The sequence below is a fragment of the Pandoraea sp. LA3 genome (genome assembly GCF_022696215.1).
GTDB lineage: Bacteria > Pseudomonadota > Gammaproteobacteria > Burkholderiales > Burkholderiaceae > Pandoraea > Pandoraea capi.
Window position 1 is genome coordinate 83,599 of sequence record NZ_PTPY01000020.1, and the last position, 12,211, is coordinate 95,809.

The following is a 12,211-nucleotide window of genomic DNA, read 5'->3' on the forward strand; positions in this document are numbered from 1 at the left end:
TTACGACAGTTCCAGGGCAGGCGACTCGATGCCGCGTGCCTGGTCGATCTTCTCGGCGACCTTGAAAGCTGCTTCCAACTCGGTGCAGCCGTATTGCTGCATGAGCTGGTAGCGCTCTGCCTTCTCTTCGGGTTCGGTTTGCGCGAGCGCGAGGTACAGGCTCGGCGGCACGGCGCGGAACAGCACTTCCATGCTCTTGGAGAGGATGACGCCCTCGGTGAATTTCCCCGCCTCTTTGCGCGCCGAAAGCATCAGCGCCTTCTGCGCGGGCGAGAGTTCGCGGAAGCGTGCGATCTTCTCGACCTCATCGGGCGGCATCGACAGGCAGATCCACCACTCGATCATGTTGAGCATGGGCTCCGCAGCACGCGGCAGGTCGTCGATATTTTGCGTAGCGAGCCAGAACCAGGCTCCTAGCTTGCGCCACATTTTTGTGATTTTCACGACGTAGGGCGCGAGCAGCGGGTTCTTCGTGATGATGTGTCCTTCGTCGGTCACGTTGATGATCGGGCGGCCCAGGTACTGATCGCGCTCGGCGATGTTGTTCACCGTGCTGATCAGGCTGATGTAGGCGATGGAGAGCTGCGCGTTGTAGCCCTCGCGCGCATAGGTCGCGAGATCCACCAGGGTGATGTCGGCCTCGGGCCACGGCGTGCCGTCGCGGTCGAACATCTCGCCGTCCGTGCCTTGGCAGAACATGTCCATCGCGTCCGCCATCTCCAGCAGCCGCACGCGCCGCATCTCCGGCAGTGTCGAGTCCTGGCCGCGCGTGCGCAGCGCGTTGCGCACGTCGCGCGTGAGTACGGTGCGCTTCTCGGCCACGCAGTGTTCGGCGGCGTCGAGAATGCACTGTCGAATCAGCGAACGATCGGCCCGAGTCATCCGGGCCTCTTCTTTATCCTCGCCGCCAGTGATCATCAGCCGTGCAGTGATTTCCAGTTCACCGAGCACGTCGCGCTGCTCGTCCGCCTCCATGGCCGAGACGTCCGGCGGCTGGTCTTCATCCAGCGCATCCGCATCGAGCGTCTGCACGTCACTCGGCGTTTCGATCAGCCGGCGCGCGTCAGCGAAGGGTGCGAGGCTGATGCCTGAGCCTGGGGCCAGCTTGACCCGGTTCACGGTCAGGCCCAGACGCTTGGCGAAATCGCTGAACAGGCCGAAGCTGTTGCCGGCTTCCACGATGAAGAGGCGCGGCCGGTAGATGGCCGTGACCTGATTCAAGAGGTTGTTGAGCGTTGCGCTTTTGCCAGAGCCGGTCGGGCCGAACAGGAACAGATGGGCGTTCATCTGTCGATCCAGGCGGTTGAGCGGGTCAAAGGTGATCGGCCCGCCGCCTCGGTTGAAGAACGTATTGCCGGGATGGCCCGTACCTTGGCTGCGGCCCCAGGCCGGAGAGAGATTCGCCACGTGCTGGGCAAACATCAGTTGGGTGAACCAGTTCCGCCGATCCTGGCTCGGGTTGTAGCAGCATGGCAGCCAGCGCAGGTAGCTGTTCAAAGGCGCGACTTCATCGTCTTCGCGCACGGGCTGCAAACCAGCGTTGAGCATCACGTTCGCCAGGTCCAGGCCGCGCCGGTCCAGCTCAGCTTCATCCCGGCCGCGCAAATAAAAGGCCAGCGTTCCCCGGTAGAGCTTGTGAGCGCTGCCGATGAGCGAGCGGGCCTCCTGCACATCCTTGAGAGTCTGCTCCGATGCCAGTGTTTCGCCGACTGCCTTCTTCGCCAGGTGGTTCAGATGCGATTCGAGGATGTCCTGGGGTGTCGCCACCATGGTCAGACACATCGTCGTGTCCTCGGGCATCTGATCGAACAGCGTGTTGATCGCATCGCCTTTACGAGTTTCGCCAGTCAGGTGACCTGTACCAGGCGGCATGCGCAGCCGGTCAGTGACCAGCACACGGTGCGGCATGCCGTCGAAGTGCCAGGTTCCGTGCTCTGCGTCCGAGCGTGGCTGGCTGAAGAAAAGCCGCTGGCTGAAATCCCGCCCACTCGCCAGCTCGATCTCGCCGTCTTCTGTCTCGTCGGGGTAGCGTGCCAGCGCATAGAAGCGTTCGCGGTCCTCGACCCCAGGCCCGAGCAGCGTGGGACGCGGGTTGAACCACCGCAGCAGCCAGTCATGAACGTCGGCCGCGACCATGCGCCGGGCCTGGATGCCGGCGTTCGCCAGCCCACCACACAGGCGATCGCAGACGATGTTCAGCATCTGCTCGGGCGTCTGGCCGCGGCGGCTCGCCTGCCCGGTGGCCCGGCGATAGACGACCATGCGCACGCGCCGCGTCTGGCCGCGCCAACGCAGCCGCGTGACCACCGTGTCCTCGAAGAGCCCGCCCGGCTTCGCGACCGCGCGCAGGTGGTGTCCGAAGAAGCGAAGGTAGAACTCGGTGAAAGCCGTATTGCGGGCGCGCGGCTGCACGTAGTCGCGCAGGGTCTGCATGTACTGGTCGAAGCTGGGTTCGTCCTGGGCATAGAGCTGGAGCACCCAAGGGTTCTCGTCCAGTTCATCGAAGCTGTCCTGGAGCGCGTTCTCCAAGGCGTCGCGGGCGTGTGCGAGCCAGCCGGGCTCCCGGCCCTCGGTGCCCAGCGGAACCAGTTCGAAGAAGGCCGCCACCGATTGCCCGTCCTCCAGCAGCATGGACTTCGACTCGGGCAGGAACTCCACCCAGGGCAGGAATTCCGCGAACGACGGCGCGACGTCGTACAGCGCCTGCTCGTCGGCCACCGTCGCCGGCCTGCGGCCATGGGCCGCCTTGCCGGGTTCTGGGATGCCGGCCTGGCGCAAGGCCTCGACGTGGCGCTGCCAGCCCTCCGGCCACTCGTCATCGCCTGCGCCGGATGCGGCCAGCTTCGGCGCAGCCGACTTGGGCCAGGGGAGTTTCCAGCGCATCAGTAGTCCTCCACGCGCTCGCCCGGCATGGCGTACTGCACGCGCTGATACAAGGGAAAAACCGTCGTATAGCCCGGCACGGGCACCGGGTCCGTGCCTGCAACGTGCGGGTACACGTACATCACCAGGTCGGGATTCGGCAGGCGCTGGAACTGGCGATAGACCTCGTTGCGCGCCGTGCGCGTATAGCGCATCTGCTCGACGGGCGCGGCCTGCACGTCCGCCTCGGTCAGCGGCCGGCGCAGGCTCTGGCGTGCATCGAGCAACTGCCTGCGGGCCACCTGGCCGTTGCCACCGCCGGCGTCCCCGGCGCTCTGCTGCCAGATGTCCATCATCGTGCTGTCGCCGTGCGGCAGCAGCTTTTCCTTGCTGGTGGCGCAGCCGCCGAGCACCGCGACGGCGAGGGCCAGCGCCAGGCCCTTAGTCAAGTTCGAGAGCATGGCTTTCTCCTGCGCGGTGATCGACCTTGCGGCCTTCGGGATCGAAGTCGATGGCGAGCGGCTTTTCGAGGTGGACGGCAACCTTCGCGCCGGGCTGGACATAGACGGCGGCGAATGCCTGGCCGTACAACTTGTTCACCCAATCGGCCATGTCGCGCACGCCCCCGGCCAGGATGCGGCCCACGGCCTCGTTGCCTGAGATGCCGACACTGCCGATGGAGCCATCGGCGCCTACGTAAGACATCTGGCCGCTGTCGCTGTCGATGAGCGAGGCGACGCCGGCACCGGCCGCAGTAATCAGGGCTTGCGAGCCGAGGTATTGCTGTGCGTTGCTGCGCCGCTCCCCACTGACGCAAGGAATGCCATACGGGTCGCTGATCCAGCCCAGGCCGTCGCGTTGCTGGTCGTTTTGCTGGTTACCGTCGCGGTCCTCCGGGATGGTGCGAACTGTCCCGTCGTGGAAAACGAAGGTGATGCTGCGCACCTGGCCGCGCACGCATGAAAGCGTCCAATCCCCTGAAGCCGTGCCGCTGAATACAGCACCGGCCACGTCGGGAATATCGATGCCGTTGGCGGTGAGGTTGTCGGGGCCGACGAGGACTTTAAAGGGGTATGGATCGTTGACGGTTCCGTCGATCGGCACACGGCCAATCAGCGCCGTCATCGCCACCGATCCCATGAGTGTGGAGTTAGTCGGCACGGTATAGACGGGCTTGGCGGACGTGACCCCGGCGGCACGCGCACCTACGTTTGCCACGGTCTCCGCCGTGGTTTCAAGCGTGCGCTGCGCTGGGCCGAAGCTCGTCGGGAAGCTCAGGTTGCCGCTTGTGCCGCGGCTGCTTCCCCGTCCATCGGTCTGCTTCGCGTCATCCGGTTCCACCCAGCGCACACCGCCTTCCATGCCGGCGTCGTCGCCGTCGCGCAGGCCGAGGCCCACCGGCAGATCGGCGTGGCCGCCGCCGCGCCCGCCGATGCTGTCCAGCCGGCGCTGCAGGTCGGCGAGCAGCCCCTCGGTCTGCTGGCGCTCGCTGGCCGCCTGCTGCTGGTCGCGGCGCAGGTTGGCGCGCTCGGATTCGAGTGCGGACGTGATGCGCTGATCGATCGAGTTCTCGCGCTGGCGCAGGCGCTGGTTTTCCTCGCGCTGGGACTTGTTGTCGGAGAGCGCGGTCTGAAGCTCGGTGCGCAGTTGCTTCACCTGCGCTACCAGCGTTGCCACGGTGTCGCGTGGGGTATCGCCTTCAATGCCCAGCGCCTTCATTTCTTCCGGCGTGAGCTGGGCACCACTATCCGCGGCGGGCGGCGCCGACGTGCTTCCACCGGAGAACAGCCGAATGGCGATGAACAGCACCAGCAAGGCCACAGGGATCATCAACCACTTCAGGAGTCCGTTACTGCGCATGGCGGGCCTCCGTGAGGTCCTGGGAACTGGCTTCCGGCTGCGGCAGATGCGCGGCAGGATCGAAGCGGTTGATCGCCGGCAGCAGCGATTGCGCGAGGCCGTGCCCCCGCGTCACCAAATACAGGACGGTCGTGTCCTCTGGCGTCCCGCGCGGGCCGAGGGCTTCGTGCTGAAAGGTGGCGGTGAGGAAATCGCCCTGCAACACGCGCGGGTCGAGGGTGATCCAGCCGCCGCTGCTATTGGTGAGGCGCACGGCAGTGACCCACTGGTCTTCCAGACGCCATGAGGCGAGCGCGACCGCGCGCACCGGCAGCGTCGGCACCAGCGTGCCGAGGTCCAGGTCGCGGCGCAAGTTCACCCGCATGACGCCCGCCAGCGGCTCCACGGTGCGTAGCGGCGCGTAGAGGTTCTGCGCGGCGAAGCGCGTCAGGACAACCGGCACCGGGGTCTCGCGTCGCGCCGCCCGCGCGCCTGCCTGGTCCTGGGCGCGCACCGGAGCTTCGTTGTCATCGCCGGGCTGATCGCCATAGCGCGCCGGGGTGCTGTTGCCCTCGACGATGCGCACTGGTTCCAGCTCGGCTTCCCCGTCCTTGGCTGGCTCCGCCGCAATGTCCAGCAGGATCAGCGCGCCCGTGTCGGCGTCCTGCAATTGCAGCCGCGTGGGCTCGATCGGCTCGCTGGCGCGCAGGTACACCGCGCCGCCCGCGCTCTGCACCCGTAGGCGCTCGCCGACGCCCGCAGGTACGCCCACGCGGACGTTGCGGTCGATGAACACGATGCGCTCCTGGCCGACCTTCAAGGGCACCGCCAGCGGCATGCGTTCCCAGCGCAGGATTTCCACCGCCTGGGCAGCGGAGGACATGACCACTGCGGCGGCCACGGCCAACAGCCCCGGCAGCTTGAATACAGGATGCTTCATGGGGTGCTTCCTCCTTGGGGCGCTTGCGGAGATAGGCCGCTTGGCGTCGGGCGCGTCGGCTCCGGCGTACCGATGCGCTGGGGCGTGCCGTCGTAGCAGTCGAGCGCCAGGCCGAACGGGTTGCGCGCCGGATCGACGTCCACCCGCGTGACCTTCACGGGGTAGCGCACCAGGGCTCGCTTGACCTGCTCGGCGCCGTAGTACTCGTCGGCGGTGATGTCCAGCGTCACCACCCAGTCGCGGTCGGACACCACGCGCACGCGCGCCGTGGGGTCGTCGCCATAGCCGCGGCCAGGGATTTCGTAGATGCCGCGCACGCGCTGGCGCAGCTCGCCCGTGGAGCGGCGGTAGTCGTAGTCCGCCCGCAGGTAGGCCTGGCACGACGGGGTGAGGTACGGCGAGAGCGTGTGGAGGTTGCGCGCGTAGTCCTCTTCGCCATTCGTCGGCCAGCGGTTGAGGGTCTGAAACACGTAGAACGTGAACGCGTAGACCGATTCGGGCGGCACTTCCCACCACTTCCGGGTACTGCCGGAGCGCAGATCAGGCGGGACGTGGATGGTCAGGTCGCGCGGAGCGCTCCACCAGCCGCCGCCCATGACCAGGGCGACAATGACCAGCGCGCCAGCACCCAGGCGAAGCGTCTTGATGTGCGCCTGCAGATGGGTGATCTCGTTCTTGAAGCGGCTCATCGTGCCCCCCTTGCAACAGACCTTCGGGTGGTCCAGAAGCCGGAGCGTGAAATCAGCACATGGCCGCGCACCCAGCCCGCCACCGCCGGGAAGCGCGTGGCGATGCGCCACTGGAGTTGCCGATACAGCCAAGTGTCGGGACGTCCCCGCTTGAGGCGACGCAGGATGCCGCCCCCGATGAACACGCCGAAGGCCACGCCCAGCACAACGAAGGTGGGCGCGAGCGCGATCGTGCGGAACACCCAGGACAGCGGTGCACCGACCAGCAGGCCGGCGACGCCGGACAGGCCGCAGCAAATCCACAGCTCGTCGGCGGTGAGGCCGCGCACAACAACGGGATGGCGGTTGAGCCGGTGCGGAAGGAACGTGACCGTCCCGTCAGCACGGACGTGCTGCTGCTCGGACATACCGGCCTCGCCTTACAGGATGCCGGTGGCTTCGGTGAGCAGCCAGATGCCGATCACGAGCAGCACCGCGCCGATGGCAACGGTGAGGCCGAACTGGCCCCAGGTCTTGCGGCCCGTGTGGATTTCCGCGTAGGTGCCATAGGCGTGGTAGCACACGCCAATGAACATCGACGCCACGACCAGCAGGGCCACGAGCATGATGATGTCGTAGCCGTAGTTCCTGATCGTTTCCATGATGCCGTTGCCCGTGCCGCGGGTCGGGTTCTCCAGTTGCGGCAGCCCCTGCGCGAACGACAGCGCGGGCAGCGCGGCGGCGCCCAGGGCCACGGCGGCGCGCTGGACAAAACGGGAAGTGAGGATGCGGTTTTGCATGGTCAGGCCTTTCAGGTCAGGAGAGGAGGAAGAAACTCAGGACGAGGTACATCGCGACGAAGCGGATGCAGACGCCGAGGAACTGGCGCTGGTTGAGGCGGCTCTCGGACCACCCCACGTAGGCCGTTCGGATGGCCCAGACGCCCCAGACGAGCAGGACCGCGAACACGACGCCGACCAAGACGGTCGCCATCGCGGAAGGCGCGATGCCGCTGTTCGCTTGAAATGCCGAAACCTGGGCGCCGTTCATGGCTTGCTCTCCGCAGTCGTCGTCGGCTGCGATGGCGAGGCGGCCCGCTCGGTGCGGTAGTCGCCGGACAGTTCAGAGAGGTCGCGCGGCTGGGCACGCGACGGTGTGAGGTGGGCCTGGATGCCAGCGCGCACGCGCGCCAGGTCAGCCAGCAGCCGCGGGTAATCGAAGTGGTAGCGTTCGCCCGGCTGGATGGGGGCATGCGCGGCGCCGTCGGCGACGGTGCGCTCCAGCGCGTCGAGCTGGCGCAGCGCGGCGACCAACTCCTGGCGCTGCGCCGGGGCCTCGGCCAATGCCGTAGGGGACTGGCCCAGCAGGAGGGCCATCACGAGAAAAGTGGGCACGCCGCGATGCGCGGCGCGCAGCCAGGTTGAAGCCACCATCGCGCCATTCCTGTGTGATCAGCAATGGCTTGATCGTGGAGATCAGGGCTGCTTTAGGCCGCAAACAATAGGAACCCGCGGATGACCGGATTGATGGATGCCGAGGCTGTTAGTGTCAGCCTGGGCTATCCTGCGGTCAGAAGTAGATCGAGGAGGAATTTATGGGGCTAAAGACCGAACTGAAAGCTCTGGTGGATGAGTTAGATCGCGTGCACAAGGGGGCCACTCCATGGTCCGAAGAGGCCGGCATTCCTGATTTCGTCACCGCCGAGAACGGTATGCAGCGGTACTTCACCAGAAAGGCAAGAGAGGCGCTTGGGCAGTTCTCCAGCACCCTTCATCAGAATCGGACTCTGAACTCAGTGAAGATCGAACCCGAAGCCTTTCAGAAGATTACCCGCCAAGCCGTTGCCGATATGCACGCCTCGGGTGAGCTTTCAGGGTTTGATGAATGCGATCAGGGCGGGCTGCTTCCCAAACTGAAATTGCTTATCGAGGAACGACTCGCAAGCATCACCAACGAACACACGCACTATTTCCCGGCCTGGACCCTGGGCATGGAGAGGAAGTCTCCGTTCTCCCTCGGCCCGGTGACATTCTTGAATAGGTCGGACTGGATAGATTCAGTAGATTTCCCTCAGCAGGGAAAGGATCACTATCTGAACCAACCAGAGGCGAACCACCGCTGGAAGGAAATTCTCAAGGATGCCTTGCAGAAACCCAATGATGGCTCCTCCATCGAAGGGCTGGCCAACGCCGTTTACAGTGCGATAGTCGGATGTCCAGCCTTGGTCAAGGTAACAGTCCGTGGCTATGAGCGTGAATTCTCACGCAAGCTGGCCAGATTGGTTGGCAAGACAGCGCTTGACTCTATCTCTCTGGGCTTTGGAGCCTCCGAGTGCTTCCTGCAACAGGCGCTTCAAGACGAGCGCCTACCGCCTGCCGGTAGCGATCGTCTGGTAGAAACTAAAGGATTTCTGTGGCTGCCTGGAAGCTCGCTTGGAAAGCGGATTCTCTCGCAACCCCCCAAACGAGTAAGGCAAGCGTTGGATGACATGGCATCAATTCTTCCGGCATTCGCGGCGATCCTTGAAGGGCTGCTTGATCCATCGAATCACGAGCATCCCAAGCTTGCCAATCGATGGGCTACTGCGCTGGACTGGTTCGGCGAAGGCAATCGTGAGTCAAGTGATGCCATAGCGCTAGCAAAGCTTGGAACCTGCCTGGATGTACTGTGCTGCGGCGGCAAGAACGACGGTATCCGTGAGATGGTCGTACATCTGACCGGCACGAAAGGGGACACGCAGGTTATCCGGGGAAACCGCCCTCGCACACTGAAGCAGTTGGTCAAGGACATCTATGACCACGGTCGATCGCAGATACTGCATGGCACACACTACGACAGACTGGAATCATTCGCCGAAGAGCGCCAGTATGCCGCCTACCTCGCACGGATAGTGTTGATTGAGTGCGCAGTGCGGCTACAGCGTTATGGTGGTCCGGACGAAGACAAGGCGTTCAGAACAATGTAGCTACAGGTACTTTTTGAAGCTCCCCGCTGTTAGGCTCACGGCCAGTCCCAGCAAGGCGGCGCTGGGCAGCAGGATCAACAGCGGATGCACCGAGATCGGCAAGGCCAGGTACGTCACCCAGGGCAGCACGGCCAGCGGCATCAGGCTTGCTTTCGCGCGGTGGTAGATGAAGCCCGATTCGCGGCCTGCGCCGAACCGGCGCACGTCGCGCCGCACCAGGCCGTCGATCAGGCCGACGAACGCCGCAGTGCAGATCAGCGGCAAAGTGAGCACCAGGACCAGCAGGCGCACAAGGAAGGTCAGCGTCGTGAAGGCCGCGGCGATCAGGTAGCTCTCGGTCCAGACATAGACCTGGCTGATGTAATAGCGGAAGTTGCGCGTCTGGCCGTGGCTGGGCGCACGGGCGCGCTCGGCGGTCTGGCTCATGCGTTCCAGCAGTCCCGAGCGCACGAATACCCATTCGTAGCCGGTATCCACCAGCTCATGCGCCGTGCGCCCCGGCTCCTGCACGACCACGCTGCGCGTGAAGTGGTTGGACAGGTGCCCCAGCTCGTACTGCAACATCTGCTGGGAATGGCGCCAGCCCTGGTCCTTCCAGAACAGGTGCATGCCGACGCATTCCACGATGATGGAGAACAGCAGCGAGCCGATCAGCACCCCGAGCAGCCGGAACGGCAAGGTGATGGTGCCGACGATCAGGCCTTGGCGCTGGCTCTGCTCCCGCTGCGCGGTCGAGGCGGCATCCTTCATGGCGAGGCCTCGTTGCCGGCGCTGTCGTCGGTGGCCACAAGGCCAGGTTCGGCCGCAGCAGCATCATCCAGCAAGTCGTCGGGCAAGGCCCCGTCCTGCAGCGCCGGGGAACTGGTGAACTCCCACCACTGCGTGGCCTCGCTGTAGCTCTGGCGCATGTAGCCCGCGAGTTGTTGCAGATCCTGCGGCATGACCTCATCGGGGTCCGGTGCCGGCAACGGCATGCGAACCTTCCAAAGCTGGCCCCCCTGCAGCAGCGCGAAGCACTGCCCCTTAGGCAGGGCGACCACGTGGGATGGCTCAATCATCGGCACGCTGGACATGCTGATGCGGTCCTGGGTGTTACTGGTGAAATCCGTCGCGCCGCGGATGTCCGAGCTGTCGGTCGCGCCGGAGACGATGGTGGTGGTATAGACCTCGACTTTCGGCAGTTGCCGGGTCAGCAGTTCGGCGGTGGCCGTCTCGCGCACGCGCAGCATGAAGAGGTTGTTGAAGTTGCCGATCACCTGACCGGCCTTCGCGCGATTGCCGATACGGGCCTCGATGTCCGAGAGGGTCTGCGTGTACGCGGTGACTTGCAGCCCGGCGCCACCACCTTTGTTGATCAGCGGAATGAACTCGTCGCCCATCAACTCGTTGAACTCATCGGCATGGACGTTGATCGGCACGCGCGCGCCGGCCGAAGCGCCCGGCAGGCCATCGTCGATCCCGTGCTTGTAGATATGGCCTGCGACCGATACGAGATCGCTGAACATCGAGTTGCCGACCGCTGCGGCGACCTCGGCATCGGACAGCGCGTCCAGGCCAACATAGACGATGGCCCGCTTCCTAATGACCTGCATCCAATCGAAGATCGGGCGCGGGTCGGCCAGGTCGGAATAGTTCGGGGCCAGGAGCTGCGCGATCTTGCCGCTCGTGAGCTTTTCCAGCAGAGGCAAAAGGCTGGCGACGATCTTGTCGAAGTACGTTTTGTCGTACCGCACGGCAGAGCGCAAACCGTCCAGCACAGGGTCGTAGTTGCGGGCTTGGGACAGGTACTGCTCCAGCGCCACCACGCGCTTCTCGCGCCCGATCATGTTGCGCGGGATGTTCTTCTCGTTGAGCTTGGCCTCGATCTGGACGATCACCTCCCAGGCTTTGGGCTCCGTCTTAGCGAAGTAGTGCTGGGCGTACTCAATGAACAGCGCGTCGATGTTGATGACGTGCCGTTGGATCAGCATGTAGTCCGGGCGCTGACCCAGTTCCACCAAGGCGCGGGCGATGATGTTGACGAAGCGCCAGGCAAATTCCCTGAAAGCCGCCGAGTTGCCTTCACCGGAGAGTTGCCCCGCAATGCGGGTCGCCACCTCGCTGATGCGTCCAAAGCGCCCCACGGCGTTATAACGGGCGGAAATGTCCGGCCACCCCAAATGGAACACATAGAACTCTCCCTCGCGGCCTGCGCGTTGCGCCTCGACGTACATCCGCTTCAGGAGGTCGGCGTCGCCCTTGGGGTCAATGACGATCACGACCTCGTGCTCGCCTGCGACGTTCTTCCGGCGGATGTCCTGCGTCACGAATAACTCGGCCAGCCGCGTCTTTCCCACGCGGGTTGTCCCCAAGACCAATGAGTGCCCGACGCGCTCGCCCAGCGGCAGGCTGACGTCCACCTCCTCGGGTTCGATGCCGTGCAGCCGAGGCAGTCCGCCCACAGGTGGCAGCGGGCGCACTGGGTTGAAAGGCACGTCCCAGCCGGTGAGTTTCGACAGCCGTGACAGTGGGAACGGCGCGAACTCCAGCCGTTCCTCCAGGCGCCGCGCCAGTCGGTAGGCTGGCGTCGGCTCGACGTAGCGCCGAAACTCTGGCCGGTACGTCTGCATGAGCCTATGGGTGTGTTTCTGCTCCCACAAAAAGCCGCGCCCCACAAACAGACGCTGCTGGCTGACCGGCACGTCCTTGCTGGTCTTCACATATCGCGACAGGCAGCGGATGTTGCGTCGGTAGCGAAGGATGACGCGGGCATCGCGGTAGCGGATCGCGCCGTAGGCGCCGAACGCCAGTGCGCTGCCGACGCCCATGGCGGGGCTCAGCGCGAGCGACCACGGGGCCACCAGGGACAGAAACGCGGCGCCTGCACACGCCGCGACGGTATATAGCTCCACCGCTGGGCGAAGCAGAACCTCGACCGGCTGTTTCCCCGACATGGCT

General features: G+C 64.9%; 12 protein-coding genes. 1 reads left to right on the plus strand and 11 read right to left on the minus strand.

The features are described from left to right. The 9 genes from C5N93_RS03805 to C5N93_RS03845 are packed head-to-tail and all read right to left on the minus strand — an operon-like array spanning position 1 to position 7,742. Positions 1 to 2,883: a conjugative transfer ATPase gene (locus tag C5N93_RS03805; protein ID WP_242558330.1), complete on the minus strand. Its 2,883-nt coding sequence runs from the start codon at positions 2,881 to 2,883 to the stop codon at positions 1 to 3. Then, positions 2,883 to 3,323 (minus strand): TIGR03751 family conjugal transfer lipoprotein, encoded by a 441-nt coding sequence (locus C5N93_RS03810; protein WP_029044450.1) that lies wholly within the window; start codon positions 3,321 to 3,323, stop codon positions 2,883 to 2,885. The genes C5N93_RS03805 and C5N93_RS03810 overlap by 1 nt, the downstream gene beginning before the upstream one ends. Continuing rightward, a complete protein-coding gene (locus tag C5N93_RS03815) occupies positions 3,304 to 4,722 on the minus strand; it encodes a TIGR03752 family integrating conjugative element protein (protein ID WP_242558331.1) in 1,419 nt (472 codons plus the stop codon). The genes C5N93_RS03810 and C5N93_RS03815 overlap by 20 nt, the downstream gene beginning before the upstream one ends. After that, positions 4,712 to 5,641 (minus strand): TIGR03749 family integrating conjugative element protein, encoded by a 930-nt coding sequence (locus tag C5N93_RS03820; RefSeq protein WP_242558332.1) that lies wholly within the window; start codon positions 5,639 to 5,641, stop codon positions 4,712 to 4,714. Before C5N93_RS03820 ends, C5N93_RS03815 begins: the two co-directional genes overlap by 11 nt. Then, on the minus strand, positions 5,638 to 6,330 hold the full coding sequence (locus tag C5N93_RS03825) for a PFL_4703 family integrating conjugative element protein (protein ID WP_242558333.1): 693 nt from the start codon (positions 6,328 to 6,330) through the stop codon (positions 5,638 to 5,640). Before C5N93_RS03825 ends, C5N93_RS03820 begins: the two co-directional genes overlap by 4 nt. Further along, entirely contained in the window at positions 6,327 to 6,737 is a 411-nt protein-coding gene (locus tag C5N93_RS03830) for a TIGR03750 family conjugal transfer protein (protein WP_242558334.1), read from the minus strand. Before C5N93_RS03830 ends, C5N93_RS03825 begins: the two co-directional genes overlap by 4 nt. Positions 6,738 to 6,749: 12 nt before the next feature. Next, positions 6,750 to 7,109 (minus strand): TIGR03745 family integrating conjugative element membrane protein, encoded by a 360-nt coding sequence (locus C5N93_RS03835; protein WP_027015295.1) that lies wholly within the window; start codon positions 7,107 to 7,109, stop codon positions 6,750 to 6,752. Between the two features lie 16 nt (positions 7,110 to 7,125). Then, positions 7,126 to 7,359: a TIGR03758 family integrating conjugative element protein gene (locus tag C5N93_RS03840; protein WP_003050225.1), complete on the minus strand. Its 234-nt coding sequence runs from the start codon at positions 7,357 to 7,359 to the stop codon at positions 7,126 to 7,128. Next, positions 7,356 to 7,742 carry an RAQPRD family integrative conjugative element protein gene (locus C5N93_RS03845; protein WP_020207137.1) on the minus strand — a complete coding sequence of 129 codons (387 nt, stop codon included), beginning with the start codon at positions 7,740 to 7,742 and terminating at the stop codon, positions 7,356 to 7,358. The genes C5N93_RS03840 and C5N93_RS03845 overlap by 4 nt, the downstream gene beginning before the upstream one ends. 161 nt (positions 7,743 to 7,903) lie before the next feature. Between C5N93_RS03845 and C5N93_RS03850 the strand changes: the two genes are divergently transcribed. After that, positions 7,904 to 9,274, plus strand: coding sequence for a hypothetical protein (locus C5N93_RS03850; RefSeq protein WP_043367971.1), 1,371 nt, complete (start codon positions 7,904 to 7,906; stop codon positions 9,272 to 9,274). Here C5N93_RS03850 and C5N93_RS03855 read toward each other — a convergent pair whose 3' ends face one another. Together C5N93_RS03855 and traD are read right to left on the minus strand one after the other, a co-directional pair. After that, a complete protein-coding gene (locus tag C5N93_RS03855; protein ID WP_242558335.1) occupies positions 9,275 to 10,024 on the minus strand; it encodes a TIGR03747 family integrating conjugative element membrane protein in 750 nt (249 codons plus the stop codon). Continuing rightward, positions 10,021 to 12,207: a type IV conjugative transfer system coupling protein TraD gene (gene traD / locus C5N93_RS03860; protein ID WP_242558336.1), complete on the minus strand. Its 2,187-nt coding sequence runs from the start codon at positions 12,205 to 12,207 to the stop codon at positions 10,021 to 10,023. The genes C5N93_RS03855 and traD overlap by 4 nt, the downstream gene beginning before the upstream one ends. Positions 12,208 to 12,211 lie beyond the last annotated feature (4 nt).